The organism is Cytobacillus sp. NCCP-133 (assembly GCF_026011715.1).
In the GTDB taxonomy this organism is placed as follows: domain Bacteria; phylum Bacillota; class Bacilli; order Bacillales; family Cytobacillaceae; genus Cytobacillus.
Map to the genome: position 1 here is coordinate 175,326 of NZ_BRVM01000001.1, position 25,741 is coordinate 201,066.

The 25,741-nt window shown below is 39.9% G+C and carries 34 protein-coding genes; 6 read left to right on the plus strand and 28 right to left on the minus strand.

Annotated features, from left to right (window positions below; all coding sequences use genetic code 11):
* Positions 1 to 420: 420 nt before the first annotated feature.
* The 4 genes from NCCP133_RS00930 to NCCP133_RS00945 form a co-directional block, all read right to left on the minus strand.
* Positions 421 to 909 (minus strand): YpuI family protein, encoded by a 489-nt coding sequence (locus NCCP133_RS00930; protein ID WP_264803090.1) that lies wholly within the window; start codon positions 907 to 909, stop codon positions 421 to 423.
* A gap of 31 nt (positions 910 to 940) precedes the next feature.
* Positions 941 to 1,360 (minus strand): hypothetical protein, encoded by a 420-nt coding sequence (locus NCCP133_RS00935; RefSeq protein WP_264803091.1) that lies wholly within the window; start codon positions 1,358 to 1,360, stop codon positions 941 to 943.
* A gap of 119 nt (positions 1,361 to 1,479) precedes the next feature.
* Positions 1,480 to 2,070 carry an SMC-Scp complex subunit ScpB gene (gene scpB / locus NCCP133_RS00940; RefSeq protein WP_309298023.1) on the minus strand — a complete coding sequence of 197 codons (591 nt, stop codon included), beginning with the start codon at positions 2,068 to 2,070 and terminating at the stop codon, positions 1,480 to 1,482.
* A gap of 1 nt (position 2,071) precedes the next feature.
* Positions 2,072 to 2,833 carry a segregation/condensation protein A gene (locus tag NCCP133_RS00945; RefSeq protein ID WP_264803093.1) on the minus strand — a complete coding sequence of 254 codons (762 nt, stop codon included), beginning with the start codon at positions 2,831 to 2,833 and terminating at the stop codon, positions 2,072 to 2,074.
* Between the two features lie 233 nt (positions 2,834 to 3,066).
* Between NCCP133_RS00945 and NCCP133_RS00950 the strand changes: the two genes are divergently transcribed.
* Together NCCP133_RS00950 and NCCP133_RS00955 are read left to right on the plus strand one after the other, a co-directional pair.
* A complete protein-coding gene (locus NCCP133_RS00950; protein WP_264803094.1) occupies positions 3,067 to 3,168 on the plus strand; it encodes a YjcZ family sporulation protein in 102 nt (33 codons plus the stop codon).
* A gap of 123 nt (positions 3,169 to 3,291) precedes the next feature.
* Positions 3,292 to 3,822, plus strand: coding sequence for a DUF309 domain-containing protein (locus tag NCCP133_RS00955; protein WP_264803095.1), 531 nt, complete (start codon positions 3,292 to 3,294; stop codon positions 3,820 to 3,822).
* A gap of 25 nt (positions 3,823 to 3,847) precedes the next feature.
* On the opposite strand, the gene NCCP133_RS00960 is transcribed toward NCCP133_RS00955, so the two are convergent.
* Together NCCP133_RS00960 and NCCP133_RS00965 are read right to left on the minus strand one after the other, a co-directional pair.
* A complete protein-coding gene (locus NCCP133_RS00960) occupies positions 3,848 to 4,198 on the minus strand; it encodes a GNAT family N-acetyltransferase (protein WP_264803096.1) in 351 nt (116 codons plus the stop codon).
* 92 nt (positions 4,199 to 4,290) lie between these two features.
* Positions 4,291 to 4,461: a hypothetical protein gene (locus NCCP133_RS00965; protein WP_264803097.1), complete on the minus strand. Its 171-nt coding sequence runs from the start codon at positions 4,459 to 4,461 to the stop codon at positions 4,291 to 4,293.
* 382 nt (positions 4,462 to 4,843) lie between these two features.
* Here NCCP133_RS00965 and NCCP133_RS00970 point away from each other — a divergent pair, with 382 nt between their 5' ends.
* Positions 4,844 to 5,710 (plus strand): DUF1002 domain-containing protein, encoded by an 867-nt coding sequence (locus tag NCCP133_RS00970; RefSeq protein ID WP_264803098.1) that lies wholly within the window; start codon positions 4,844 to 4,846, stop codon positions 5,708 to 5,710.
* Between the two features lie 40 nt (positions 5,711 to 5,750).
* Here NCCP133_RS00970 and lysA read toward each other — a convergent pair whose 3' ends face one another.
* The 17 genes from lysA to spoIIM all read right to left on the minus strand — a co-directional run bounded on the left by lysA (position 5,751) and on the right by spoIIM (position 20,396).
* The gene (gene lysA, locus NCCP133_RS00975; protein ID WP_264803099.1) at positions 5,751 to 7,070 is read right to left on the minus strand and encodes a diaminopimelate decarboxylase; all 1,320 of its coding nucleotides are present in this window, start codon (positions 7,068 to 7,070) and stop codon (positions 5,751 to 5,753) included.
* A gap of 188 nt (positions 7,071 to 7,258) precedes the next feature.
* A complete protein-coding gene (locus NCCP133_RS00980; protein ID WP_264803100.1) occupies positions 7,259 to 8,740 on the minus strand; it encodes a spore germination protein in 1,482 nt (493 codons plus the stop codon).
* On the minus strand, positions 8,715 to 9,302 hold the full coding sequence (locus NCCP133_RS00985) for a stage V sporulation protein AE (protein WP_264803101.1): 588 nt from the start codon (positions 9,300 to 9,302) through the stop codon (positions 8,715 to 8,717). The genes NCCP133_RS00980 and NCCP133_RS00985 overlap by 26 nt, the downstream gene beginning before the upstream one ends.
* Before the next feature lie 59 nt (positions 9,303 to 9,361).
* On the minus strand, positions 9,362 to 9,784 hold the full coding sequence (locus NCCP133_RS00990) for a stage V sporulation protein AB (protein WP_264803635.1): 423 nt from the start codon (positions 9,782 to 9,784) through the stop codon (positions 9,362 to 9,364).
* Complete coding sequence (locus NCCP133_RS00995) at positions 9,774 to 10,394, minus strand: stage V sporulation protein AA (RefSeq protein ID WP_264803102.1); 621 nt, start codon at positions 10,392 to 10,394, stop codon at positions 9,774 to 9,776. The genes NCCP133_RS00990 and NCCP133_RS00995 overlap by 11 nt, the downstream gene beginning before the upstream one ends.
* A gap of 371 nt (positions 10,395 to 10,765) precedes the next feature.
* Positions 10,766 to 11,524: an RNA polymerase sporulation sigma factor SigF gene (gene sigF, locus NCCP133_RS01000; protein ID WP_264803103.1), complete on the minus strand. Its 759-nt coding sequence runs from the start codon at positions 11,522 to 11,524 to the stop codon at positions 10,766 to 10,768.
* A gap of 12 nt (positions 11,525 to 11,536) precedes the next feature.
* Positions 11,537 to 11,977 (minus strand): anti-sigma F factor, encoded by a 441-nt coding sequence (spoIIAB, locus tag NCCP133_RS01005; RefSeq protein ID WP_264803104.1) that lies wholly within the window; start codon positions 11,975 to 11,977, stop codon positions 11,537 to 11,539.
* Positions 11,978 to 11,980: 3 nt separating this feature from the next.
* The gene (gene spoIIAA, locus NCCP133_RS01010; protein ID WP_264803105.1) at positions 11,981 to 12,331 is read right to left on the minus strand and encodes an anti-sigma F factor antagonist; all 351 of its coding nucleotides are present in this window, start codon (positions 12,329 to 12,331) and stop codon (positions 11,981 to 11,983) included.
* A 225-nt stretch (positions 12,332 to 12,556) separates the two neighbouring features.
* Positions 12,557 to 13,720 (minus strand): D-alanyl-D-alanine carboxypeptidase family protein, encoded by a 1,164-nt coding sequence (locus tag NCCP133_RS01015; RefSeq protein WP_264803106.1) that lies wholly within the window; start codon positions 13,718 to 13,720, stop codon positions 12,557 to 12,559.
* A 129-nt stretch (positions 13,721 to 13,849) separates the two neighbouring features.
* Positions 13,850 to 14,059 (minus strand): hypothetical protein, encoded by a 210-nt coding sequence (locus tag NCCP133_RS01020; RefSeq protein ID WP_264803107.1) that lies wholly within the window; start codon positions 14,057 to 14,059, stop codon positions 13,850 to 13,852.
* 6 nt (positions 14,060 to 14,065) lie between these two features.
* Positions 14,066 to 15,370: a pyrimidine-nucleoside phosphorylase gene (locus NCCP133_RS01025; protein ID WP_264803636.1), complete on the minus strand. Its 1,305-nt coding sequence runs from the start codon at positions 15,368 to 15,370 to the stop codon at positions 14,066 to 14,068.
* A gap of 35 nt (positions 15,371 to 15,405) precedes the next feature.
* Complete coding sequence (locus tag NCCP133_RS01030) at positions 15,406 to 16,227, minus strand: purine-nucleoside phosphorylase (RefSeq protein ID WP_264803108.1); 822 nt, start codon at positions 16,225 to 16,227, stop codon at positions 15,406 to 15,408.
* Positions 16,228 to 16,259: 32 nt separating this feature from the next.
* Positions 16,260 to 17,444, minus strand: a complete 1,185-nt coding sequence (gene deoB, locus NCCP133_RS01035; RefSeq protein ID WP_264803109.1) for a phosphopentomutase — start codon at positions 17,442 to 17,444, stop codon at positions 16,260 to 16,262.
* 266 nt (positions 17,445 to 17,710) lie between these two features.
* The gene (gene xerD / locus NCCP133_RS01040; RefSeq protein ID WP_264803110.1) at positions 17,711 to 18,604 is read right to left on the minus strand and encodes a site-specific tyrosine recombinase XerD; all 894 of its coding nucleotides are present in this window, start codon (positions 18,602 to 18,604) and stop codon (positions 17,711 to 17,713) included.
* A gap of 9 nt (positions 18,605 to 18,613) precedes the next feature.
* A complete protein-coding gene (locus NCCP133_RS01045) occupies positions 18,614 to 18,841 on the minus strand; it encodes a YqzK family protein (RefSeq protein ID WP_264803111.1) in 228 nt (75 codons plus the stop codon).
* 203 nt (positions 18,842 to 19,044) lie between these two features.
* Positions 19,045 to 19,512, minus strand: coding sequence for a ferric iron uptake transcriptional regulator (gene fur, locus NCCP133_RS01050; RefSeq protein WP_264803112.1), 468 nt, complete (start codon positions 19,510 to 19,512; stop codon positions 19,045 to 19,047).
* A gap of 239 nt (positions 19,513 to 19,751) precedes the next feature.
* Positions 19,752 to 20,396 (minus strand): stage II sporulation protein M, encoded by a 645-nt coding sequence (gene spoIIM / locus NCCP133_RS01055; protein WP_264803113.1) that lies wholly within the window; start codon positions 20,394 to 20,396, stop codon positions 19,752 to 19,754.
* Positions 20,397 to 20,554: 158 nt separating this feature from the next.
* Between spoIIM and NCCP133_RS01060 the strand changes: the two genes are divergently transcribed.
* Entirely contained in the window at positions 20,555 to 21,118 is a 564-nt protein-coding gene (locus NCCP133_RS01060) for a GNAT family N-acetyltransferase (RefSeq protein ID WP_264803114.1), read from the plus strand.
* Between the two features lie 51 nt (positions 21,119 to 21,169).
* Here the strand turns inward: NCCP133_RS01060 and NCCP133_RS01065 are convergent, their stop codons facing one another.
* The gene (locus NCCP133_RS01065; RefSeq protein WP_264803115.1) at positions 21,170 to 22,336 is read right to left on the minus strand and encodes an endonuclease Q family protein; all 1,167 of its coding nucleotides are present in this window, start codon (positions 22,334 to 22,336) and stop codon (positions 21,170 to 21,172) included.
* Between the two features lies 1 nt (position 22,337).
* Positions 22,338 to 22,889, minus strand: a complete 552-nt coding sequence (locus tag NCCP133_RS01070; RefSeq protein ID WP_264803116.1) for an NUDIX domain-containing protein — start codon at positions 22,887 to 22,889, stop codon at positions 22,338 to 22,340.
* Positions 22,890 to 22,967: 78 nt separating this feature from the next.
* On the opposite strand from NCCP133_RS01070, the gene mciZ reads away from it, so the two are divergent.
* Positions 22,968 to 23,102 (plus strand): Z-ring formation inhibitor MciZ, encoded by a 135-nt coding sequence (gene mciZ / locus NCCP133_RS01075; protein WP_264803117.1) that lies wholly within the window; start codon positions 22,968 to 22,970, stop codon positions 23,100 to 23,102.
* A gap of 93 nt (positions 23,103 to 23,195) precedes the next feature.
* Positions 23,196 to 24,119 carry an aldo/keto reductase gene (locus NCCP133_RS01080; RefSeq protein WP_264803118.1) on the plus strand — a complete coding sequence of 308 codons (924 nt, stop codon included), beginning with the start codon at positions 23,196 to 23,198 and terminating at the stop codon, positions 24,117 to 24,119.
* A gap of 37 nt (positions 24,120 to 24,156) precedes the next feature.
* Here NCCP133_RS01080 and NCCP133_RS01085 read toward each other — a convergent pair whose 3' ends face one another.
* From NCCP133_RS01085 to NCCP133_RS01095, 3 genes are all read right to left on the minus strand, one after another.
* Entirely contained in the window at positions 24,157 to 24,879 is a 723-nt protein-coding gene (locus tag NCCP133_RS01085; protein ID WP_264803119.1) for a hypothetical protein, read from the minus strand.
* 136 nt (positions 24,880 to 25,015) lie between these two features.
* The gene (locus tag NCCP133_RS01090; RefSeq protein ID WP_264803120.1) at positions 25,016 to 25,261 is read right to left on the minus strand and encodes a YqkE family protein; all 246 of its coding nucleotides are present in this window, start codon (positions 25,259 to 25,261) and stop codon (positions 25,016 to 25,018) included.
* Between the two features lie 83 nt (positions 25,262 to 25,344).
* Positions 25,345 to 25,716: a VOC family protein gene (locus tag NCCP133_RS01095; RefSeq protein WP_264803121.1), complete on the minus strand. Its 372-nt coding sequence runs from the start codon at positions 25,714 to 25,716 to the stop codon at positions 25,345 to 25,347.
* Positions 25,717 to 25,741: the final 25 nt, after the last annotated feature.

Below are 25,741 nucleotides of genomic sequence, written 5' to 3' on the forward strand. Positions count from 1 at the left end.
CTTCCGTGAACACTTTTTATATGTCATTCAAATGCGCCGACAAACTTAAAACCCAGTTTGTATTATTTTCTTTGGAATTTTGCGTCTCTATATAAATATAGGTTCAAAAAAAAGAACAGCTGAACACTGTTCTCGTTTAAACTTTTGGCTCTTTTCTCATAGATTGTTGTTTTTGCTAATGAATTTAGCCTATTGATTTCAGCACAAGGCACTTGCTTTCCGCGGGGAGGAACAGAGCTTCTCGATGCTCTGCATCTGTGGGGTCTCCCTCTCCTCCCGCAGGACATTAAATAATCTTTCTCAAATCAACACCGCACGAAGAAAATGCGGATGCATTTTCGAGGATCAAGTCCCCTCCGCTCCAATCAACTCAGCAAATTTAACGGAAAAGCAACATACTTTACGAAAACAGCCAAACTTTTATTTTGATTGAATCATTTTTGTACGATAATCTGTTTCATAATATTCTAGCTCTTCCCTTATTCTTTGGAATTCCCCTTCCAGCTGCCGGAACATAGCTTTCAGGCTCTCAGGAACTTCCTCATGGAATTGAATGCTGTTTTTGCCTGTATAAGCAGAACGGCTATTCTCAAACCACGCATCATTTTTTGGCGAGAAAAACTCTTCAATACATTGATGATAGATTCGGTATAAAGTCTTTTCGGCAGCACCCTTTTGAAAAGGCTCGCTTTTTGAAATGATATTGCAGGTATCGAGACCTTCTTCACAAAAGACAAGGAGCTTTCTTACATGGGAAAGGATACTCTTATAATAATCCTCATTTCCCTGTTTCTCTGCCTTCAGATTCTTAATGGTCGTATTATTTAAAAAGTCTTCAAAAACTTTAACGCTATTACCGAGGAAATTTTTTACATCTTCCATCTGTGATTTAACGATTGAATTTCCCATTATCACACCCCCATATTTGTACAACTGGCGATTATTGCGGTTGAATAATAAATTCTAAAGGAGATCGCAGGTCATAGGATTTTTTATTCTCCAGCGCTTCAAAAATAGAGGGAAGCTTGGAAAAGTCCAGTTCCTGAAAGTAGGATGCAAAATCAGCCTTTGAATTGATATAAATCCTTTTACGATACCTGAAACCCGGATTTTTTAATAAACATGAAAGTGCAACCATATCCTTGAATTCCACTTCCCTGGAACCCGCAGCAAATACCGGATCACTCACATAAGGTGTAAACTCGTCCATGGCTTCATCAAAGTAGCGGACATATAAAACATGAAACGTCTTTTCCTGTCCATCCTCTTCAAAGACAACTTCACTTCTATTAAAGAAATCCTCAGATGTGTTAGGCTTTTCTTTCTCAAGTTCATATCCACTGCAGCGTTTAATCAGCAAGTAAAACCCTCCTAATCCCCTCGGTGGTTATCACAATATATGTATGATGCTATTAAGAAAAGAAAAGGGAAAAATATAAGTTTATTTTACCATATATTAATTGCAATGTGTCAGAAATCTCAAGAATCAATCTCCTGAAACTTTCCAAAGAATAGATCTGCTTCTTCTTGGAAAGAATCTTCTTCTTCACTCACTTTATCTGGAAGCGGTGGAAGCTCTTTGATGCTTTTAAGGCCAAAATAATCCAGGAATTCTTTCGTTGTACCATACAAGTATGCGCGACCAGTACCTTCTGCCCGTCCAACTTCTTTGATCAGTGCTTTTGCAGCCAGTGTCTGCAGGGGCCTTTCTGTCTTAACTCCCCGAATCTCTTCTATTTCAGTTCTTGTAATGGGCTGCCTATAGGCAATGATCGCTAACGTTTCAAGCGCAGCCTGTGACAAAGCTGCACTTGAAGGGGATTCCACAAGCTTCTTTAAGTATGAAGAGAATTCCTTTTTGGTAACAAGCTGAAAAGTGCCCGCAAGTTCTACCGCCATTATGCCGCGAGAACTATTCTTATTGTAATCATCTATCAGATCATCCATGATTTGACGGGCTAGCAGCTCATCAACTTCCAGAACATGGGCTATTTGCTTTAAGGATAACCCTTCATCTCCAGCAGCAAACAGGAGGCTTTCAGCTATCCCTTTCCAATTTACAATCTCCAACCTAACTTTCTCCTTCCATGGATGCCACATATATTTCCGAGAAATTTTTATCCTGTTCAACGGATATTTCTCTGCGTTTAATTAACTCAAGTAAAGCCAGGAACGTTATAACGATGTGGTCTCTCTCAGGTACTGGAAAAAGATCATTAAAGCTTTTTTTGCCATTAAAGTTCCTTAGCTGTTCGACAATCTCAGACATCCGCTTTTCAATCGGTATCTCCTGACGGGCAACTTTCGCAGATAGCGGCCTTTGCAGTTTCTTCCTTCTCAATAATTTTTGCAGGGCCCCTAACATATCATATAAGCTTACGTTAAGCTCTGTCTTTTCCGGCTGAATATCCTTCATATAATCCGAAAGATCAGCTGGGGGTTTTGTAAACATCAAGCTTCTTTCCTGTTCACGTTCTTTTAATTCATCTGCCGCTTCCTTATATTTTCGATACTCAATCAGCCGTTCCACCAGCTCCTCCCTTGGGTCTTCTTCCACCTCCATGCCAAATTCGTCCTCAAGCTCTTCCTCTTCATGCTTGGGCAGCAGCATTTTGCTTTTAATAGCCAGAAGTGTAGCAGCCATCACAAGGTATTCACTTGCTACATCAAGCTGAAGTTCCTTCATTGTATGTATATATAAAAGATATTGCTCAGTGATTTTTGAAACCGGAATATCATAAATATCTATTTCCAATCGATTAATAAGGTGAAGGAGTAAATCGAGCGGCCCTTCGAAAGCATCTATCTTAACGTTATATTGATTATATTGCATAAATTCCCACCAATTTTTTCTATTATGAAATTTTGCTTGTATTCGGTTCTCTGTACATACGGGTATAGACTATATCTAGTATAGATTATTCATTTGTGTTATCCAATAGCAAAATAACCCTACGTCCCAGTTTATCAGCCGCCTTCAGCCCCAAAATAATGGATCCGCCCAAACACTCAGGCAATTGCCTACATAGTATGTATGGATTATAGAAAAAACAGGAGGTATTGATTATGTCTGAAACAGGTTTTGGCAACTGCTGCGGCACTGGGTTTGCTTTGATCGTTGTTTTGTTTATTCTTTTGATTATTGTGGGAGCATCCTGGTGCTTCTAAGAAATATATAATTTTCTTTGATGAACATTGCTAAAACCCGGTTAATGCCGGTTTTTTTTTTTTATCATAACTACTTTCGGACAATATGTTAAAATATAGCTAGAAAATTCAGGGAGTGACATTATGTATCCGGATGAATATATACAATTTTTAATCCACTTTCATGGTGACCGTGATTATTTTGAATGCCATGAAATACTCGAAGAATACTGGAAAAATACAGATAAAAATAATAAACACTCTTTATGGGTCGGGCTAATCCTCATGGCAGTATCGCAGTATCACCATCGCCGCAAAAATTTCAAGGGTGCAAAACGCACGCTGGGAAAAGGATTGTCCATCCTCGAAGACCATGAGGCAAAGCTGGAAAAATTAGGTCTTGATGCTGCCCGGTTGATCACAGATTTAAAGGAACGATTGCATCTAATTCACAAAGGCGGAAACTACACGAGCTATTATTTACCCATTAGAGATCCGCTTCTTCAAGAAATATGCTTAAAATTATGTACTGAACATGGATTCTCCTGGAGTAATGGCAGCAATTTAATGGATGAAGATTTGGTGCACCGCCACAAAACCAGGGATCGAAGTATGGTGATCAAAGAGCGGCTGGAAGCACTAGAAAAAACGAAAATACGAAAAAGGCAGGAATAGTTGCTATTCACTGCCTTTTTCTTTATTATCGTTCAATTTCACATTTATTCAGGAATGATTCAGTGTCTTCCGTTGCTGTAAGAATTTTACCTGGATATAGTTCATCCAAGGCCTTTATCATTGTTTTGCCTATCCCCTGATGGCGGTGTGAAGGGTTGACAGAAATATGCTGAATTTCCATGCTGCTGTCACTTGTTGTAACACCCACCAGCCCGATTATATCTTCTTCTTCCTTCCACAGAAACAACTGCCAATTTTCTTCTGTTTCATATTGCTTCATTGTCTGCTGCAGTCTTTTCAGGTCTTTTTCATTAGGCATAAAAGATAAGAGACCCATTGCAATTTTTTCAAATGATTTTTTATATCGAATTAGCATATTTATCCCTCATTATTAGAATAAAAACATCATAAACTATTTTTCCCAATTGTTTAAATTGTAAACTTTTCTTAACATTATATGTATTTATGCTAAATGTTGCTATTTTCAGGGGTAAAACCGGCTAATTTCTTATATTTCTCCAGATCACTAACCATTATACAATAAAAAGCCAATAAACCAGTCCCCATCCAAGGCTTAATACCAGCAAAATAATAAAAAGAAGCCAATTGCTTTTTTTCATAACTTTTTACTGCCTCCACTTCCTAATTCAACCCTCAGGCTTATAAACTATCATTCATTTTACACTATTCTCTTTTATAATTCCATTCCGCTTGCTAAATTAGGATTTTTCAGCTAATCTTTCGTAAAAGCGGTTTTGCAACTTTGCTGCTTTTATCCCTTGAAACCTTTTAAATTTTATTATCGTCTATTAATAGGTAAAGCTGATTAGCTCTTTCTTGAAGGCTGTTTTCGCAAAATTTATTGTTTTAGGAATAACCATGGGACCGTTCCTATATTTTAAAAGGCAAAAATCTTTTAGAAAACAGCCTTCTTGAAAACAGTACTGAATTGAAACAAAGTATTTATTTCTTCTAGCATCTCAAAACGGCCTTAATAATTACTCCGGGGGGAAACAAAAAAATGAAATGGAATAAATTGCTTGCCATTTTAATGGTTTCGCTGCTCGCTTTGCCTATACAGGCATTTGCTGACATGGCTGAAGGAGACATGATCATTACACTGGGAGAAAACTTATCAGAAGAACAAAAAAATATGCTTCTTGCCGAGATGGAAGCTCCAAAAGATGCAACTATTATTACTGTCTCAAATGAAGAAGAACATAAATACCTGGGAAACTATATTTCAAAGGCACTGATTGGAACAAGGGCAATCTCCTCTTCAGCCCTTACAATTGCCAAGCCTGGTTCCGGGCTTGAAGTAGAAACAAGAAATATTAATTGGGTTACGGATGAAATGTATATCAATGCCCTCATTACCGCTGGAGTTAAAGATGCAAAGATTTATATTACAGCCCCTGCCTCAGTTTCAGGCACAGCTGCCTTAACTGGTATTATTAAAGCTTATGAAATATCTGCCAAAAAAACTATCCCGGAAGATGTAAAACAAGCTGCCAATGAGGAGATGGTTGAAACAGCCAAGCTTGGAGATTCGGTCGGCAATGAAAATGCCTCGGCTTTAATCGCAAAAATAAAAGAAGAAATAGCAAGAAATGCACCTGAAACTGATGCGGAATTAAGAACTATTATTAAAGATGCTGCAAAGGAACTTGGCATTACTATAACTGAACAAGAGACTTTGAGTTTAATAGACTTATTTAACAAGCTGAAAGAATTAAATATTGACTGGAATCAAGTAGGAGAGCAGCTTAATCAGACAAAAGACAAGATCTCCAAGTACCTTGAGAGTGAAGAAGGGCAAGGTTTCCTGGAGAATCTAAAGCGCTTTTTCTCAAGTGCAGTTGACGCTATTAAAGCTTTTTTCTCTTAATTCTCTCTTCATAAAAAATTAAGCTGCCTTGTCAGGCAGCTTAATTTTTTATCTTTTCATTTATTGGCAAATCCAATCGCAATAAATCCTCGTAAGTCTCTCTCTTAACTACCAGATTGGCTTCTCCATTCTCAACAAAAATCACAGGCGGCCTTGGAATCCTGTTATAGTTGTTGGCCATTGAATATCCATAGGCTCCGGTACAAAAGACAGCTAAAATATCTTTATTTTCGGCTTTCGGAAGCCGCAAATCCCAAATTAGCATATCGCCGGATTCACAGCATTTACCCGCAATTGAAACAGTCTCTTCCAGTTTTTCCAAAACTTTGTTTGCAAGAACGGCTTCATATTTTGCCTGATAAAGAGCAGGCCTGATATTATCGCTCATGCCGCCGTCCACAGCCAAATAACTTCGTACATTCGGAACCTCTTTCCGGGATCCAGTCTGGTATAAAGTTATTCCCGCATCCCCAACAAGGGACCGGCCAGGCTCAATCCAAATCTCCGGCATTTTCATTGAAAAATGGTCAGCCTGATTTTTAACTTCTTTAATAATCTCTTCCACATATTGAGAAGCAGGAATTGGATCGTCCTCCCCCGTATAGCGGATTCCAAATCCTCCCCCCAAATTCAGAACCTCGGGTTCGTATGAATAAGCTTCCTTCCACTCGTTCATCTTTTCAAAAATTTTCTTAGCTGCAAGAATAAAGCCTGTTGTATCGAAAATTTGAGAACCAATATGGCAATGAAGCCCAAGCATTTCTATCCACTTTGAATCCAAAGCCTTTTTCAATGCCTCTTCAGCCTGGCCGTTTTGCAGATCAAATCCGAATTTTGAATCCTCTTGCCCTGTTAAAATATAGTCATGAGTATGGGCTTCAATTCCTGGTGTAACCCTGAGAAGAATCTTCGTTTGGACAGAGAGTTCTTCACATATCTCCTCGAGAAGCTCTAATTCATAAAAATTATCTGCCACAATGCAGCCCACATTATGCTTTAAAGCCATCTCCAATTCTTCTCTGCCCTTATTGTTCCCATGAAAATGGATTCTTTCAGGAGGAAAGTCTGCAGCAAAGGCTGTGTATAATTCCCCGCCTGAAACCACATCAAGGGATAAGCCTTCCTCATCAACCAGCTGTACCATTGCCACTGTGGAAAAAGCTTTGCTTGCATATGCCACTTGTGCTGTAATTCCAAGTTTTTCAAAAGTTTGTTTAAATCCTTTTGCTCTTTCTCTTATTAAAGCCACATCATAAACATATAATGGTGTCCCAAATTGGCTAACTAGCTCTACAGTGTCCATCCCGCCAATTTCAAGATGCCCTTTATCGTTAACTTTCATGGTACCGTGAAAATACATGTTTCCCCCTCTTCCCTTTTAGCAAAGCACAGGACTCGTCAAAAAATCCATTTTGCCACAGCCAATTATGGTTAAAGAAATAGACAGTATCTGAAAGAGACTGTCTATTCTGTTATCCTTTATTACTTTATTTAATTAAAAAAACTTTACCATATTTCGTGTATTTTCGCAATCGGCATTCCGCGCAATTATTTCACCGGCTGCTTGTAGCGGTTCTTCGTTTGGACAATGCTTGGACGAATTTTTGAACCAGGCATTGAACGCCGAATTAATATTTGTGTAAAAGCAACTGGACTAAACGGAATAAATGGCCATAAATATGGAGTATTCAAAGACTTAATGCCTGCAAGAACCAAGATAACCAAGGTCAGTCCAACTACAAGGCCAGGTGTATGGAAAATCGCTACAGCTACAAGTAATCCCAGCCTTACTATTTTATTGGCAATACTCAGCTCATAGCTAGGTGTCGCAAATGTGCCAATTGCTGCCAAAGCTACATATAATATGACTTCTGGTACGAACAAACCAACATCTATGGCAATTTGCCCTATGAGCACGGCTGCAATTAAACCCATAGCGGTCGAGAGCGGTGTCGGCGTATGAATAGCGGCAATCCTTAGAAACTCGATCCCGACATCAGCAAGGAACAACTGCACGATAACCGGCACATTTGTTTCTTCATTCGGACCGACAAACGCAATTCTTTCAGGCAATAGAGAAGGTTCTAAAACAAATAAAAACCAAAGCGGCAAAAGCACGATTGAAGCCATTAAACCTAAAAAACGAATCCAGCGCACAAAAGTCCCGACTGCCGGTGATTGCCTGTATTCTTCGGCGTGCTGCAAATGATGAAAATAAGTAGTAGGTGTAATAATGACACTTGGCGATGTATCAACAAAAACGATAACATGTCCTTCCAGCAAGTGGGCAGCTGCTACGTCAGCCCTTTCTGTGTATCGGACTAGCGGGAAGGGGTTATAGCCTTGTTTCAATATAAATTCCTCAACCGTTTTATCAGCCATTGTGATTCCATCTATTTCAATGGCTTTAATTTCTTTTCTTATTAAATCAATTAAATCTTTATTGGCAACATCCTTAATATAACCTATGGCAACATCTGTCTTGCCTCGCTCACCAACCCGCATTATTTCAAAGCGAAGTCTTTCATCCCTTATCCTTCTTCTAGTTAATGCTGTATTTACGATAATATTTTCAACATATCCATCTCGTGAACCGCGTACAACTTTTTCGGTATCCGGTTCCTGCGGTGTCCTTCCCGGATAACTTCGGACATCTACAACAAGGGCTACACCTTCTCCCTCTACTACAATAACAATAAGTCCGGAAAGGACCTGGTCAACCAGTTCATCCATTGTTTTTATCTTTTCAACCGATTGGTGCATGATTCTGTTTTCTACTATCTCAAACAGTTTCGTTGAAAGTTTTTCATTATCGTTAATTTCAACTAACCCTTCAACGATTTCAATAATAAACTGGGTATCGGTCAAGCCATTTATATAATAAAAATGGACATCTTTTCTTAAAACCTTCAGCTTGCGGACCCCTAAATCAAAACTATCACCCAGCCCAACTCTTTCTTTCATATATCTTTCTATTTCGTGCACGGATTCTGAAATGGGTATTTTATCTTTCTTTTTGCTGTCTGCCATAAAAGCCGCTCCTTTCCAATACGAGTTCTACTGCCTGTCTGGTAATGGGTGAACCTTTGTCATAATGATCTTTCTTTGACATTTTGCCGATATCCCCGATTCCGACTATAATCGGAACATCTAATTGATCGAGACAATATACGGTATCCCCATTGATGCGACCAATTTCCATCTCAGGCACGCCAAACTTATCAACTCCATAGGGTGTCAATTCTCCATTTTGGTCAATGCATACATCTACTTTTGTCCATTCAGCCTGCCTCGTTTTTGAGGCTACTGCAATGATGCCCAAAACCTCGATGTCTTTATGGCACGCCACATATTTTAAGGCATTCTCCCCGGCACCCTCCCCAATAAATCCGCTGTCATCAAACATGACCAAAACTGGATCATGAGAAACCTTTTTAATTAGCTTAATGATCTGCTGGCCGGTTAGAACAGAGGGATTCCCGTGCGACAAGGATAAGCACCTGCCCCCAACTTCCTTGGCAACAGATTCAACTGTTTTCCTTGCATAGTCGTCTCCATCAGTTATAAGAATGACGTGCCTCCGATCATCCATAGTCGTTTTTCCTTTCCGAATCCATCTTGTTTTAGCAAAATCTTTTTCCAGTCATTCCGTTATCTATTTACAAAATAAATCCATTGAAATAGAGAACCGATCACTTTTCCGAAAACAAATGCCATCAGCAAAATGGCAATCTTTCCATCAACCCCTATTCTTTTTGCCAGAATGGGGAACACATTCAGAACCTCTGTTAAGGCAGCGGCAAGCATACCTACAAATATGCCCGCTGCAAGTCCAAGCGGGATTAACAGGAATGGGGTAAAAAATAAAACAGGATTCCAGAGTGTTGCGATTGCGCCTGCTAATGCACCCAAAATCACCGCAGCTTCATAATAGTGAATCATTTTCATTGTTTTAGTCAGCTGGGTCAGTCTTGGAATAATGCCCAGAACAGCTAAAAAAGCAACAAATCCTGACCCAACAGCCACTCCCCCTGCAAATCCAATTATCATTACCAATACAACATTAATGGTCATCAATGCGCTTCATACTCTCCTTGTTCTCATGCAAAGCAACGTAATTATCTAAATCAAGCTGATAATTAAACATTTCCACTTCCAAAGGGCTTGGCTCTTCATTAAGCCGTTTTTTAAATACATGATTAAAAAAAATAATCATTCCTAGGCCAAGACCTATTGAATATGGAATCTGAAAAATAAGCGGCTTGCTATCCACCTCTCCGGTAATGATTGTGTATATCCTCAGCTGAACAGCCTGCATGCTGACATCTTCATGAAAGTTCATAATGGCTAAGGCAGCCCCGATAAATAGAAGCAGCCATACCAGCAGAAAAAGCGGAAAGGAAACTTTACGCTTCTTTGCGACGATTTCAACAATCCCTTGTGCCGGCCCTATCGATTGGACTTCCATATTCGGAAATAAATTGGTTATGGCACGTATCACTTTCATAACATCAATAACAACTATATTTCGGTCATTAACAGTTACCTGATACAATGCCAGTTTGCAAAGCGGTTCATAGATTTCCTCATCCGCGATAACTTGAGCAATGTCCTTGAGAAATATGACTTCATCTGGCCTGACCTGCAGCCGATGCCGCAAGCGAATGTAAACCGTTTTTTCCATTACACTCACTTCCCAAACATTGATTTCCTATTCATCCCAGCTCCAACACCTATTTAAGGCGCTTACGCTTTTGTGTTTATATTTAGTATGAGTTACATATATTTGCTTCATGAAGACCAATAATTGGCTGTTTAAAATTCCACTTTTCATTCGGTCTGTTTATTTCCGCGGCAGGCACTCAGCGAACAGCGCATCTGTCCCCCCTCGCACAGATCATTGTCCGGTCCACTGCCAAAGCTAGACAGTTCTCAGCGCTCAAATGAATATAATTTCTGATATCACTAAGAAAAGCGCAAGGCGCCTTGCGCTAGACAGTTATCTAAGTTCAAAAGGATATAAATTTGATATCAAAAAAAAGACCGGAATGGATTTTACAAATCCATCCGATCTTTCATTTCCTGCAGTATCTTTTTTTCGAGACGCGAAACCTGGACCTGTGATATCCCTAGCCTAGCTGCCACTTCAGATTGTGTTTGATCTTTATAGTAGCGAAGGTAGACAATCAATCTCTCCCTCTCGTCCAATTCACGTATCGCTTCTTTTAGAGCAATTTTATCAAACCATTTGCCTTCATTTCCATCATCTATCTGATCAAGCAGAGTGATCGGGTCACCATCATTTTCATACACCGTTTCATGTATGGATGAAGGGATGCGGCTTGCCTCCTGCGCTAGGATAATATCCTCTGGAGAGATTTCAAGATGCTCGGAAAGCTCCTTTACAGTTGGGATGCGGCCCAAAGTTTTGGACAGTTCATCCTTGGCCTTCCTGATCTTATTCCCCATTTCCTTTAAAGAACGGCTAACCTTAACAGTTCCGTCATCCCGGATAAATCTTTGGATTTCTCCGATAATCATTGGTACTGCATATGTTGAAAACTTCACATCATAACTAAGGTCAAATTTATCAACCGATTTCAATAGACCAATACAGCCGATTTGGAAAAGGTCATCCGGCTCATAGCCTCTATTTAAGAATCGCTGGACAACAGACCAGACAAGGCGCATATTTTTCTGGACAATCCGATCCCTTGCACCCTGATCTCCACTTTGGCTTTGCTTTATAAGCTCCTTGACTTCATGGTCCTTTAAATAGGTTTGGCTCTTATCTGTTTTAACGTCCACATCCATAGCAAGACTCCCTTAATTGCATAGCATTTTACTATTTGATAAATGCTTCCTTAATCGGATCTCTGTGCCTATTCCCGGTTGCGATTTGATTTCAATTTCATCCATGAAATTTTCCATAATGGTAAAGCCCATGCCTGACCTTTCCAATTCAGGCTTTGTCGTAAACAGGGGCTGACGTGCTTCTTCTACATCCATAATCCCAAGTCCCTTATCTTTGATTGTCATATCAATAAACCCATCTTCGATTAAGACCGAAATATAAACGACTCCTTTGGAATCATTTTCATATCCATGGATGATAGAATTTGTTACTGCTTCAGAAACGACCGTTTTGATTTCTGTTAATTCGTCCATAGTTGGATCCAGCTGAGCAATAAATGCTGCAACAGTGACGCGTGCAAAAGATTCATTTTGGCTTAATGCGCTAAATTCAATGTTCATAACATTTTTCATTGGTCAGGCGACCCCCAATCTTTGCAATGCATTTTCTTCAGTCGGTTCGAGCCGGATGATTTTAAATAATCCCGACATATCGAATAGTCTATGCACCACAGGGGAAATTGCGCAAACAACCATTTCTCCATGTTTTTGCTTGATTTGTTTGTATCTGCCCAAAATCACACCCAATCCTGAACTATCCATAAAGGATAGATGCTCAAGATTTAAAATAATATGATGGATATCATGATCTTCAATTGCTCTCGTCGCTTGTTCACGCAGCTCATCTGCCGAATGATGGTCCAATTCTCCGCTTAGACGAATACACAAAACATCATGCTTTACTTCCAAATTAATGTTAAGACTCACTACCATAGCCTCCTTATCTGGTATCCGACACGAAAAAAGCAAATTTAATATAAATATTTTACTGCTCTTTCCTGCTGGATTGGCCTAGCCGGAAATTATAAAATTTCCGGACTCCGCCATTATAGTGAGTCACTTTCTATAAAGAAGGTTTCATTTCCTTCCTGAAGACAAAACTAGTGCATTTTCGCTAAAAATAGTTGTCATACAGTTCCTTTTCGACATCAATTATTCCGATTTCGTAAACATGCCCATTGAGCGTTTGAATAACGTCCACCATGTGGCTTCTTTGCTGTCTTCCTTAGCAACCAACGGGCTTTCCACCAATGTTTTTCCATTCCTTTTCAATGTCAAAGTTCCAATTTTATCACCTTTTTGTACTGGTGCTTTGATGTTTTTATCCAAAGTTACTTTTTTCTCGATATCGTCGACTCCTTCTCCTTTTTTCGTTAATAAGGATATCGGCTCGCTTGTTAGTGCTTCAATTTGCTTCTTTTCTCCCTTGCTTACAGCAACCTTGCCAAGTGCATGATTTCTTTCATACATTGGGTGTGTCTTATATTGGCTAAAAGCATAGTCCAGCATCTTTGTAACCTGGGCATTGCGTTCCTTTGAAGTTGGAGCTCCGAACACCACTGCAATAACCCTCATTCCGTCTTTCTGGGCTGTTGCTGTCAAGCAATATTTTGCCTCAGAAGTAAAACCTGTCTTCAGTCCGTCAACACCAGGATAAAAACGGACAAGGCGATTTGTATTGACAAGCCAGAACTTTTTATCCGTATCTTCCCGAAGATAAGCTTCATATGTGCCAGTAAACTCCGTAATATCTTCGTACTTAAGCAGTTCCTTTGCCATCATAGCCATATCATGCGCTGTACTGTAATGATCTCCGGCTGGAAGTCCTGTAGGGTTCTGGAACTTCGTATCCTTCAAACCTAATTCCTTTGCTTTTTTATTCATCATTTCAACAAAGGCCTCTTCTGAACCCGCAATCCTCTCAGCCATTGCCACTGATGCATCATTTCCTGATCCAATTGCAATTCCCTGTAGCATTTGCTTTGTGGTCATTTCTTCTCCGGGTTCGAGGAATATTTGCGAACCGCCCATTGATGCAGCATACTCGCTAGTGCGGATTTTCTCATTCCATGACAGTTTTCCTTCATCAATGGCTTCCATAATCAGCAGCATGGTCATTACTTTTGTCATGCTTGCAGGCGGAAGCTGCTCAGCGCTATTTTTTTCATATAATATTGATCCGGTGTCGCGTTCGATAAGGATAGCGGATTTAACATTCTCCGTTAGATCTGCACCACTTTCCCTTGCAAATCCTGAAGGAACAAATATTGTTGCCAATAAAAATGTTATTAACATTAATGAGCCGATTCGTTTCATCACATAAAACCTCCATTCTTTATAGCATCCATTTTTTCCAGTTAAAGAAAATTTATACAAAATAGGAATTCTAAAAAGAAATAAGGCAAAAAGGCTTATTATAGTTTGGCTGAATAAATTTTTCCCTTTTTAATGTTGTCCGCTGATTTCCACTTTGGCAATATGCGCATCCAGGTATGCCGGGAAAGTGCGTTTGAAGTGGATAGGATACTGCAAGTAGCACTGATCCAGGGGAATGCCTTTGAAGGGGATACGGAAGCGCGAATGGCCTACATCTGAGGTTTTTTCTTTTCCACAGCTTAAAGCCGCCAGGCATACAGTTCCTGGCGGCTTTTTCATTCTATATTATTCTGTTATTTCTTCATGAACCAGTACTGGAGCTGGCACCTTTTCACTTGAAATGGTTATGTTATCATAGAGCATGTTTCTAACTTCTTCGATATTTTCGAAGTTGCTGTAGATGGTAACAAGAGATTCTCCCTTACTAACCTGGCCGCCGATTTTTTTTCTTAACACAAGACCGACAGCTAAATCGATTTCAGATTCTTTTGTAGCTCTTCCTGCTCCTAACAGCATTGCTGCAGTGCCAATTTCATCTGCTACTATTTCAGAAACATATCCATCTTGTTTGGCCTCTAATTCAAAAGTATATTTTGCCTGAGGCAACTTTTGCGGATCATCAACAACGGAAGGATCTCCGCCCTGTGAGCTAAGGAAGACTTTGAATTTTTCTAATGCAGAGCCGTCTTTGATTACATTTTCAAGCTTTTCACGCGCTTCCTTCAGAGAGTCTGCCTTTTTCGCCAAGTAAACCATATGGCTGCCCAAAGTCAGGCAAAGTTCGGTAAGATCCTCAGGACCCTCGCCTTTTAGAGTATCAATAGCTTCTTTTACTTCAAGAGCATTTCCAATTGCAAAGCCTAGAGGCTGACTCATATCGGAGATTACTGCCATTGTATTTCTGCCAACATTATTTCCAATCCGCACCATGGCTTTTGCCAATTCGCGGGAGTCATCGAGAGTCTTCATGAAAGCCCCTGCACCAGTTTTAACATCAAGTACAATTGCATCAGCACCGGCAGCAATTTTTTTGCTCATAATGGAGCTGGCAATCAGTGGAATGCTGTCAACTGTCGCTGTAACATCACGCAAAGCATATAGCTTTTTATCGGCAGGTGTTAAGTTCCCGCTCTGTCCAATGACTGCGATTTTATTTTGGTTAACGAGCTTTATAAATTCTTCATTTTTAATTTCAACATGGAAACCGTCAACAGATTCAAGCTTGTCAATTGTCCCGCCTGTATGGCCCAGTCCACGGCCGGACATTTTCGCCATCGGAACGCCAACTGCAGCAACGAGCGGTCCAAGCACTAATGTAGTTGTATCGCCAACACCGCCAGTCGAGTGCTTATCTACTTTAATTCCATCAATTTCAGATAAATCAATTTGATCTCCCGATTCTACCATTGCCATCGTCAAATCGGCTCTTTCATTCTCAGTCATTCCCTGAAAGAATATCGCCATTGTCAATGCACTTACCTGGTAATCCGGAATTGAACCGTCTGTGTATCCTTTTATCACAAATTGAACTTCATCCGCTGTTAATTCTTGTCCGTCCCTTTTCTTTTCAATAAGATCAACCATTCTCATCATTAAAACACCACAGCTTTCATTTTATTCTGTACTTAGGCATCCATTTCTTTTACAATAGCTTTTACATAACGAAGAAAATCTGCTTTGACTTTCTCGGTTGTTTCAATAACCTCTTCATGGTTCAATGGCTGGTCAAGAATCCCTGCAGCCATGTTTGAAATACAGGAAATTCCCAGCACTTCCATTCCGGAATGGCGCGCTACAATAACTTCCGGAACAGTGGACATCCCAACCGCATCACAGCCCATCGTTCTAAGCATCCGAACTTCAGCAGGAGTTTCATATGTTGGACCCGTATTGCCAATATAAACTCCCTCTTGTATGTTCAGATTTAGACTATCTGCAATATCACTTGCAAGCTTTCTTAGCCTTTTCGAATAGGCTTCGGACATATCCGGGAAACGCGGTCCCACACGTGAATCATTAGGGCCAATCAGCGGATTGCTTCCCATATTATTGATATGGTCGGAAATCAGCATTAGATCACCAGGCGAAAAACTTTCATTTACACCCCCTGCGGCATTTGTGACGATAAGATTGCTTACTCCCATTTCGTTCATAACACGGACAGGGAACGTAACTTTTTCAAATGTGTACCCTTCATAAAAATGGAATCGTCCTTGCATAGCAACAACCTCAATGCCGTTCAAACGGCCAAACACTAGCTGGCCCGCATGGCCTTCAACTGTAGAAACAGGAAAATTCGGAATTTCGTTGTATGGGATTTTAACTCGATCTTCAATTTCGTCAGCCAATACTCCAAGCCCTGATCCTAAAATCAGCCCAATCTTTGGCTGCTCTGTATACTTATTTTTAAGAAATTCAGCTGCGTTTTGAATTTTGCTATAATCCATCTTTCATTCTCCTCTTCTGCTTTAATATTGCCTTACTTCAATTGGTTCAAAAAGCTATTGCCATAGGCAGGCATCTTCACATTAAAGTTATCTGCAATTGTTGCTCCGATGTCAGCAAATGTTTCGCTAATTGGAAGCTCTCTGCCTTCCGCCATATCTTTTGCGTATACTAAGAGAGGTACATATTCCCTTGTGTGGTCTGTGCCATGATGAACCGGGTCATTGCCATGGTCTGCCGTAATCATCAGCAAGTCGCCTTCCTGCATCTTTGCCACAACCTCAGGGAGACGTGAATCAAACTCTTCAAGCGCTTTCCCATATCCTTCCGGATCACGTCTATGCCCAAATAAAGCATCAAAGTCAACCAGATTTAAAAAGCTTAAGCCTGTAAAGTCTTTATCAAATGTTTGGATCAGCTTATCCATGCCGTCCATATTTGAAGTTGTACGCGTAGCTTCAGTTACACCTTCGCCATCATAAATATCAGATATTTTTCCGATCGCCAATACATCAAATCCGCCATCTGCCATTTCATTCATAACCGTACGGTCAAACGGCTTTAACGCATAATCATGACGGTTGGAGGTTCTCTGGAAATTTCCTGGTTCACCAACAAATGGCCTTGCAATTACACGCCCGATCATATACTTTTCGTCCAATGTCAATTCACGGGCAGTTTTGCAAATATTATACTGCTCTTCAATTGGAATAATATCTTCATGCGCAGCAATTTGCAGAACTGAATCAGCAGATGTATACACAATTAGAGCACCCGTTTTCAAGTGTTCTTCCCCTAGTTCAACGAGGATTTCTGTTCCGCTTGCAGGTTTGTTGCCAATTACTTTTCTGCCTGTACGGGACTCAAGTTCAGAAATCAACTCAGACGGAAATCCATCAGCAAAGACCCTAAATGGGGTTTGAATATTCAAGCCCATGATCTCCCAGTGACCTGTCATCGTGTCTTTACCATTTGAAGCTTCCTGCATCTTTGTATAAAAAGCCAATGGTTTTTCTGCTTTTTGAATACCTTTAATTTCACGGATATTGCTGAGGCCGAGCTTGCCCAAATTTGGCATATTTAAGCCATTCATTCTTTCTGCAATGTGGCCAAGTGTATCGGCACCCTTATCTCCAAATTTTTCAGCATCAGGCGCTTCCCCGATCCCAACTGAATCCATAACAATTAAAAATACGCGCTTATATGTATATGCGGACATATGATAACCTCCTAATAATTTGAATACGGTTACAAAAAATCATATTCGTATAGTACCCCTTTTAGGTTTATTTAACACTGATCCTCATACAGTAATATTAGAAATGCCGGCAGTCTCCTTTTACAAGAAAAGGATCAGAAAGCCATTTCATTTGTCGGAAGTCTGACATCTATATTCTACCTAATAACCGGGTAAAAAAACAAGAAAAAGCTGCCCATTTCCATGGCAGCTTTTTGATATTTTCACATCAAGATTTAAAGACCGCTTTAAGCACGCGGATGAAATTGGCTGTAAACATCCTTAAGTCTTGTTTTCGTAACATGTGTGTAGATTTGAGTCGTCGAAATATCTGCATGTCCAAGCATCTCCTGTACTGCACGCAAATCTGCGCCATTTTCGAGAAGATGTGTTGCAAATGAATGCCTAAGCGTATGCGGGGTCAATTCCTTTTCAATACCCGCCTCCATTGCAAGCCGCTTTAGTATTTTCCAGAAGCCCTGCCTTGTTAGCCGCTTCCCATGATGATTCAAGAACAACGCGTCATCCCTGTACTTCTTGGAAATGAACTTTCCTCTTCCCTCATTTAAATACTTTTCAAGAGCAGCTGCAGCCGTTTTGCCGATTGGCACAATCCTTTCCTTGTTTCCTTTTCCAATGCATCTGACAAACCCCATTGTTAAATGGACATCGCCTAGATCAAGCCCAATCAGCTCACTTACACGGATACCGGTGGCATATAAAAGCTCAAGCATTGCTTTATCCCGCAAGCCGAAATGATCCTTTACTTCAGGAACATCAAGTAAAGTTTCAACTTCTGCCATATTCAGCACTTTAGGAAGTGAACGTTCCATTTGCGGAGTTTCTATATGTACAGAAGGATCGTGGCCAACTGCTTTTTCACGGAGAAGAAATTGATGGAAGGCTCTTACTGAGGCAATATGCCGTGCCAATGTCTTTGAGGATTTGCCCTGTTTTTTTAAGAAGCCCAGGAATTGAACAATCTGTATTCGCTGCACATTTTCGAGACTAGTTATGTTCTCTTCAGATTTAAGGTATTTCAAATAGCTCTTTAAATCTCTTTCATATGAAACAATTGTATTTTTCGCAAGCCCTTTTTCAACGAGTAAATAATGAATAAAATCTTTTAAGCGGTCCTCCATATGAATACATTACTCCCCATTTAAGTAGAAAAGAATTAACCGGTCCAGCCAGCTTGCATCTTGATTCGTTCCGCTGGCCGAAACTTTAACAGCCGCTCCGTTTGGTTCTTCATAGCGATGATAATCCTGGTATTCTTCATTTAACCACATAATACCATAATAAAAAAGGATTGTGCATCCAGTAAAAAGGACAAACACTTTAATTGTTTGAAAAGCCATGCTCAGCCAGGATTTCATTCTTATTTCCCCCAAAATGCTTAATAGTAAGAAAACAAACCGCTTTCTTATCTTTTAATAAAAGGTATGCCATTTTGGACAAGAATTATACCTATTTCTGCATAATTGACACGATTCCTGGGCACTTGGCTTCCAAACAGGGAAGTAATTTAAACAAAAAAACAAAAAAACCTTCACAAAAAAGAAGGCTTTTACCGTCGCAATTAGTTTTCATCTGCTTCATTATCTGTCTTTTGATCATGGCATCGATAACAGATGCCATGAAATGTGAGGCGATGATCCTTTATTTTAAAGTTCCAGCGGCGCTCAACCACTTCTTCTACATCCTCCAGCAAGTCCTCCTGAATCTCATCAACAGCTCCGCATTCAATACATACTAAATGATGATGGAAGTGGGCTGCCCCTTCCTGGCGTAGGTCATAGCGGGAAACCCCATCACCAAAGTTAATTTTATCGACAATTTTTAATTCTGTTAGTAATTCAAGTGTTCTATATACAGTTGCCAAGCCTATCTCAGGCGATTTCTCTTTTACTAGGAGGTAGACATCTTCCGCACTTAAATGATCCTCTTCGTGTTCTAACAAGACGCGAACCGTTGCCTCTCGCTGTGGTGTTAGTTTATAGCTGGATGAATGCAACTGTTTTTTTATTCTCTCAATTCTGCTTTCCATACCGAAAGTCCCTCCCTCGCCACTAACATTCTCATTATAACAGAAATGCCTATTGTTTCAAAATAAAATAATTATAAATAACTATACATAAATAATATTATTTAATAATAACTATTATAAACACTTTATGAATAAAACCTTTATGTATTTACCCCCCACTGGGCATTTGTTATCCGTCTTTTATAGAAAGCAAAAAAAGGCAGGGTTCTTTTCCCAGCCTTTCTCATTCTATTCAATAATTAGGATTGTATCGAGTTCACTACAGATTTCATTAGCACTGGTGAAATAAAAGCCTCTACGCCTGCTGCAGCGGTCAGAAATAGAATGGCTACGGCAAAAGCAATCATATACCGGCCAAATATCGGCATGATGGGCTCCCCTGCTTTTTTCATAAATTGTCTTCTGATCATTTTTAAAGAAAAAGAAACAGAGAGAGTAGCGGCTAAAATAAAAATGGGTATGATAATCAGATTCTGAGGAAGAACAGATACAAATGAAAGCAAGAACCCTTCCCAGCCCATTTTATTAACCAAAAAACCGACAGTAAAACCGACCACCATTCCTTTCATAAATAGAAGGATCAGAATGACAGGAAGGCCAATAATAGAAATTCCCAAAATCCCCATTAATCCAATAAATTTTGTGTTATGGAAAAAACTTTGTTTAAATAAATCATTAGCGGCTGCTACTTGCCCATCGGATACTTGTCCAAAAAACTGTGACAGATAATAAAATAAATCTTCTTTTTGTGTAAAACTTAAGCTATTAACGACAATTGCCCCGAAAATTACACCCATCAGAAATAATACGACGACAAATAAGTAGATTGAGGAATGTTCGCGAAAATGGGCTGCTGCAACGTTCTGGTACATTTTTTTCTTCATTCCATTTCCTCCTAAACCAAAACAAATTAGATATTAAATTGTATGCTTGTCCCCGGCTTGTATGACAAAGATATGGTTAAAAAAATTCTTGAACAATCCAATTAATTTCGGTATAATTTTCAAAATTATTTAAATTATCTACAGGGAGTGCTGATGGAATGAAGTCCGTATTAACCGATTTTCCAGAGAAGATCGAAACTGCAAGGCTTTACATGAGGCCAGCTATGCCAGGGGATGGAAAAATAGTGCATGAAGCCATCAAAGCTTCAATTATTGAACTCAAGAAATGGCTGCCTTTTGCGCAAATAGAGCAGTCAGCGGAAGATGTGGAGGCTGGAATCCGCAGGTCATATGCTCAATTTATTCTCCGGGAAGATTTTCGCATTCATATTTACCGAAAAGAGGATGACGTATTTGTGGGATCCACAGGTCTGCATAGAATTGATTGGGATGTACGCAAATTTGAAATAGGCTACTGGGGAGATTCACGACAGCAAAAAAAGGGCTACATAACTGAGGCAGTAGAGGGCTTAACGAAATTTGCTTTCAAGTGCTTTCATGCAAACCGAGTAGAAATCAGATGTGACCCTAGAAATGTCAACAGCAGCAAAATTGCCGAAAAGCTGGGCTTTAACCTTGAAGGTATACTGGTTAATGATAGCCTTAGTGCAGATGGCAAAAAGCTTCGTGATACATGCGTTTATGCTAAAACCAACAATTAGGATACATGCAAATAAAAAAACAGAGCCCGTTTAGATTAATGGGCTCTGTTTTTAGGAACCTGCAATTTTACCGTATTTTCCTCCGCCGCCAGCTTTCAGGTTCAGCTTCCCTTCACGCGCTTTTCCAATCAAAGCAGCTGTTTTCAAAGGAACTACACGTTCTAATTCCGATATCGGAACATGATGCAGAATGTCCATCTCTGTCCCAAAATGATTCAGCAGCTTCTCAAGCATTTTCGGACCCAGTCCTGGTATAAATTCCAAAGGAACCTGATAAATGTATGGAGGCCGATTAATCTGTTTTTTTTCGGCAGAACTTAACTCTAGAATTCTGTCAGCCACACCTTTAATAAACTTATGGTGATGACAATGAAGGCACTCACCCTTATCTTCGTCAAACGGGCTATAGCACTCGGAGCAAACGGTTTGATGATATTTTCCAAGCAGCGGATCAAGTCCATAATTCGCCTTAACCTTGCGATTTTCTTTTCCTGCCAAAGCCATTCTAATTTCTTTAAAAGCCGGTTCCTCTATTTCAAGGATTTGATATTCCCTCGCAATTTTTTTAAGAGAATGAGCATCTGAATTAGTTAAAAAGGTATACTTGTTAAGCTCTGCAATTTGATCTGCCATGCTTGTATCAGCACTTAAACCAAGCTCTATAGCATCAATAAGGTCAGGATCAAAAACTTCAGCAAGAGTCCGCTTCACACCTTTTCCAAATAAACTCTTAAATGGAGTAAAAACATGGGCAGGAATGAAGAGACCACCAAGTTCTTTAACCTTCTTCTGAAGCACTTTGCCAGAAGCATAAATTCGCTGGGAACTTAATGTAATATTCTTCAGATATCCAGAAAGCCATCCAGAGAACTCTCTCATAACAGGAATAGAGGGAAAGAAACAAAGAACATGAATGGGTCCTTTGCAATTCTCATCATAGATTTCCAGCTCAGAACCAGGAATGATGGTCAAATCGCCATATTGCAGTCCTCCATCTATGTGCTCGACTATAGAACCCTCTTCCATTAGCGCCTCCATTTCGAGGATGACTTCAGGTGAATGACAATCAATAATGCCGATGATATCCAGCCCTTTTTCATTGCGGGCATGCCTGATAATATTTGTAAAGGTAAGCGATTTAGCACCCGTTATTTTAACCGGCTTCCCTGTAAAAGTTCGTCCAACATGGATATGAAAATCTGCAAAATACTGTTTCATTTTATTTTTTCAGCGCCTCTTGTAGCTGCAAATATTGAATAGCATAAGCTGTTTTTGCATCATAAATCTTTTGCTCCTTTAGTAAATTCAGCGCCTCTCCCAGATTGACTTCTAAAAGGTTTACGAACTCATCTTCATCAGGTGAAGCAGCATCCTCTTTTTTTTCTAATCCCTTTGCAATGTAGAGATGAACTAGTTCATCTGCAAAACCAGGAGATGTATAGAAAGAAATCAGCCATTCCATTTCCTTGCATCCGTATCCTGTTTCTTCTTCAAGTTCCCTTTCTGCACAAACCTGGGAATCCTCCCCTGGCTCGAGCTTTCCAGCCGGTATTTCAGCAATGATTTTATCCAATGCTTTTCTATATTGTTCAACCATGACAATTTTATTATCATCTGTTACCGCCAAAACGGCTACCGCTCCAGGATGCTTAATAATCTCCCGTTTGGAGGTTTTCCCATTGGGGAGCTCAACATCCTCCACCTGCAGGCTAATCACTTTGCCAGTAAAGATTTTCTCTGTTTTCAGTGTCTTTTCTTCTAGGCGGTTCATTGTTTTACAGTCACTCCTATTCTATTCCGATAATGCTTGCTCATACATTTTATCATACTTGATAAGGGGGAGTATGGGTTGAAGGTGTATGTCCACACCAAAGGAATTATATTGACCGGAAGAGCCTGGGAGGTAAGGGAAAAACTAAAGCAATATAGCAAACAGTTTGTTTATGTGAAAGACTGGGTTGATTCTAATAAAACAAGAAATTGAAACTTTAATAACCTAATGGCTAATCCTCTTATTTGAGTATGCCTCATTTCTTTCTGTACAATAATAGAAAACATTGAAAATGAGGTGGGCGCTTTGAAAAAGAGGCAGTTAGGAAAGTCAGATTTATATGTCAGCGAACTCGGGCTTGGATGCATGTCCATTGGAACAGACCCTGTCAACGCGCAGGAAATTATTGAGGCCGCACTTGAAGAAGGCATTAATTATTTTGACACAGCCGATTTATACGACTATGGAGAAAATGAAAAGCTAGTTGGACAATCCTTAAAGAATGTCCGCGAAAAAGTTATTCTTGCAACCAAAGCCGGAAACCGGTGGAATGAGCAAAACGATGGCTGGAGCTGGGATCCCTCCAAAAGTCATATTAAACAAGCAGTCAAAGGAAGTCTGAAAAGGCTTGGCACAGATTATATCGATTTATATCAGCTCCATGGCGGCACGATAAACGATCCAATTGATGAAACCATTGAAGCATTCGAAGAGCTGAAGGAAGAGGGTTTCATCCGCCACTATGGAATCTCCTCCGTTCGCCCAAATGTCATTCGAGAATATGCATCAAGATCTTCCATTGTTTCGGTGATGATGCAATACAGCATTCTGGATCGGCGCCCTGAAGAGGATGCTCTTCCCCTCCTTGATAGCAAGGGAGTTGATGTTGTTGCGAGAGGACCGCTTGCCAAAGGGTTGCTGAGTGAAAAAATGCTGGATAAAGCATCTGATTCCATAAAAGAAAAAGGATATTTGGATTACAGCTATTCTGAGCTGGAAAAAACCATTAAAGGGATTAGAGAACAGTTATCAGACAATCGGTCCATGACCGAGGCGGCCTTTCAGTTCTGCTTGGCAAACCCCACTGTTTCTTCTGTCGTCGCCGGCGCCAGCCGTCCTGAACAGATAAGAGAGAATGCAAAAGCAGCCAAAGCAAACCCTCTTACAGAAAATGAATTTTCCATTATTAGAGCAATTGCAAAACAGAACACATATCAGCAGCATAGATAATAAGCCAAATACTAAAAGGGCTGACGAAAGTCAGCCCTTAAATCAGCATTAAAATAATAGTATAGCCAGCTGCACCAGCAATAAACGCTCCGAAATTGCTTTCCCTTCCCTCCGGAAGTTCCTCCTTCAGAACATTTAAAATTACTCCTCCAGCCAAAACGGAGAATAAAAAGGCAATGATCATGTCGCTTACTTCTGTTAAAATTCCGATTAACCAGCCATACAGTACTGATAGACTAAGAACCCAGCGTCCATATTGATCATAAACCCGTTTATGCGATTGCCTCAGGCCGTGATCATTAGAAATAAAATGAACAGCGAGCGCAATAAAATACATTAGCCATTCCTTCATACTTTCAAATTCACCATGTATGAGCAGATAGCCAATAAGCATATTGTATAGAAAGAATGCAGACATATGGAGCAAGAAAAGACCTGCAGACGTTTCCCCTTTGACTCCTTTTTGAGAATGTTTCACTGCTTTTTCTATCCCATAAAAAGTGCAAAGGCCAAACATTGCAAAAATATATACATGACTATCAAGGTATCGGAAGAACTCAGACATGCCTGTTCCTTCAATATTTTCCTGATGCTCTTTTAACTCAGGAAGGATGTGAACAAATACATATGCAACAGAAATTCCACTGGCCACCGATAAAAGCCCGCTTCTTGGGATATACGTCAGGAATTTCATATACTTTGAAGTAAAGTGAACAACTGCAAAACCGAGAGCAAGTATAAAGCTTAAAAAAGAATACATGGAACAACTCCCATCTTTTTTATTACTCTTTGCCCTCGGCTGCTTTTTGTGAAACTTGTTTTCATTATTGGCTCTTGTCCAATTGACTGTTTTCCTTATAAATACTTTAGAAAAGGATTAAACTTTACGAAATCTTTTATTTGAACTCTTTCCAGTTAAGGTTACTTTCTCCCAGCAATTCTTCGAAGCTTTTATTCTTTTCCCGCAGCCTTCTTTCCTCTCTCTTTCTGCGTTCTTCTTCTTCCTTATGCTTATCTTCAGCTGCCTTTAATTCCTGCTTTTTACCCTTCAATTGTTCCATTAGATCCTGGTTTAGCATATCACCAAGTGTAAGGCCCTTCTCTTCTTTCTTGGGCTGGGAATGCTGTTTTTTTCTTTTCATAATATCCCCTCGTCAACTATTTTTGCCATTCATTATAACATACACAATCTTTAAGGGCAGTATAGCCTGATTTGCTTTCAATCTTATGTCAAAAATTCCAAAAATTCGATTCTGTTTCCGAATGGATCCTCTGTAAAGAATCGATTCCTGCCATCAATTGGAGCTTCTTCCTTTATGGGGGCTTCACATTGCTGGAGATTGATTTTTAACTCTTCAAGATTTTCTACAACAAAACCAGGATGAGCCTTTTTCGCAGGCGAAAAGTCTTCCTGTACACCAATATGGATTTCCTGATCACCGCAGATAAACCAGCAGCCGCCGCGCTTTTGCAGATTTTCCGGTTTAGGGATTTCCTTAAGGCCCAGCAATACACCATAAAATTTCCTTGCCTGCTCCTCGCATCCCTGGGGTGCAGCCAGCTGGATATGATCAATTCCTTTAAGTGAGAAACGCATTTTTTTCCTCTTTTCTCTTTATAAT

Coding starts and splice junctions, on each gene's coding strand:
- NCCP133_RS00930 (WP_264803090.1), bottom strand. CDS start 909: ATGGGAAATTCAATCGTTAAATCACAGATGGAAGATGTAAAAAATTTC.
- NCCP133_RS00945 (WP_264803093.1), bottom strand. CDS start 2,833: ATGCAATATAATCAATATAACGTTAAGATAGATGCTTTCGAAGGGCCG.
- NCCP133_RS00950 (WP_264803094.1), top strand. CDS start 3,067: ATGTCTGAAACAGGTTTTGGCAACTGCTGCGGCACTGGGTTTGCTTTG.
- NCCP133_RS00955 (WP_264803095.1), top strand. CDS start 3,292: ATGTATCCGGATGAATATATACAATTTTTAATCCACTTTCATGGTGAC.
- NCCP133_RS00960 (WP_264803096.1), bottom strand. CDS start 4,198: ATGCTAATTCGATATAAAAAATCATTTGAAAAAATTGCAATGGGTCTC.
- NCCP133_RS00970 (WP_264803098.1), top strand. CDS start 4,844: ATGAAATGGAATAAATTGCTTGCCATTTTAATGGTTTCGCTGCTCGCT.
- lysA (WP_264803099.1), bottom strand. CDS start 7,070: ATGTATTTTCACGGTACCATGAAAGTTAACGATAAAGGGCATCTTGAA.
- NCCP133_RS00980 (WP_264803100.1), bottom strand. CDS start 8,740: ATGGCAGACAGCAAAAAGAAAGATAAAATACCCATTTCAGAATCCGTG.
- NCCP133_RS00985 (WP_264803101.1), bottom strand. CDS start 9,302: ATGGATGATCGGAGGCACGTCATTCTTATAACTGATGGAGACGACTAT.
- NCCP133_RS00990 (WP_264803635.1), bottom strand. CDS start 9,784: ATGACCATTAATGTTGTATTGGTAATGATAATTGGATTTGCAGGGGGA.
- NCCP133_RS00995 (WP_264803102.1), bottom strand. CDS start 10,394: ATGGAAAAAACGGTTTACATTCGCTTGCGGCATCGGCTGCAGGTCAGG.
- sigF (WP_264803103.1), bottom strand. CDS start 11,524: ATGGATGTGGACGTTAAAACAGATAAGAGCCAAACCTATTTAAAGGAC.
- spoIIAB (WP_264803104.1), bottom strand. CDS start 11,977: ATGAAAAATGTTATGAACATTGAATTTAGCGCATTAAGCCAAAATGAA.
- NCCP133_RS01015 (WP_264803106.1), bottom strand. CDS start 13,720: ATGAAACGAATCGGCTCATTAATGTTAATAACATTTTTATTGGCAACA.
- NCCP133_RS01020 (WP_264803107.1), bottom strand. CDS start 14,059: ATGAAAAAGCCGCCAGGAACTGTATGCCTGGCGGCTTTAAGCTGTGGA.
- NCCP133_RS01025 (WP_264803636.1), bottom strand. CDS start 15,370: ATGAGAATGGTTGATCTTATTGAAAAGAAAAGGGACGGACAAGAATTA.
- NCCP133_RS01030 (WP_264803108.1), bottom strand. CDS start 16,227: ATGGATTATAGCAAAATTCAAAACGCAGCTGAATTTCTTAAAAATAAG.
- deoB (WP_264803109.1), bottom strand. CDS start 17,444: ATGTCCGCATATACATATAAGCGCGTATTTTTAATTGTTATGGATTCA.
- xerD (WP_264803110.1), bottom strand. CDS start 18,604: ATGGAGGACCGCTTAAAAGATTTTATTCATTATTTACTCGTTGAAAAA.
- NCCP133_RS01045 (WP_264803111.1), bottom strand. CDS start 18,841: ATGAAATCCTGGCTGAGCATGGCTTTTCAAACAATTAAAGTGTTTGTC.
- fur (WP_264803112.1), bottom strand. CDS start 19,512: ATGGAAAGCAGAATTGAGAGAATAAAAAAACAGTTGCATTCATCCAGC.
- spoIIM (WP_264803113.1), bottom strand. CDS start 20,396: ATGAAGAAAAAAATGTACCAGAACGTTGCAGCAGCCCATTTTCGCGAA.
- NCCP133_RS01060 (WP_264803114.1), top strand. CDS start 20,555: ATGAAGTCCGTATTAACCGATTTTCCAGAGAAGATCGAAACTGCAAGG.
- NCCP133_RS01065 (WP_264803115.1), bottom strand. CDS start 22,336: ATGAAACAGTATTTTGCAGATTTTCATATCCATGTTGGACGAACTTTT.
- NCCP133_RS01070 (WP_264803116.1), bottom strand. CDS start 22,889: ATGAACCGCCTAGAAGAAAAGACACTGAAAACAGAGAAAATCTTTACT.
- NCCP133_RS01085 (WP_264803119.1), bottom strand. CDS start 24,879: ATGTATTCTTTTTTAAGCTTTATACTTGCTCTCGGTTTTGCAGTTGTT.
- NCCP133_RS01090 (WP_264803120.1), bottom strand. CDS start 25,261: ATGAAAAGAAAAAAACAGCATTCCCAGCCCAAGAAAGAAGAGAAGGGC.
- NCCP133_RS01095 (WP_264803121.1), bottom strand. CDS start 25,716: ATGCGTTTCTCACTTAAAGGAATTGATCATATCCAGCTGGCTGCACCC.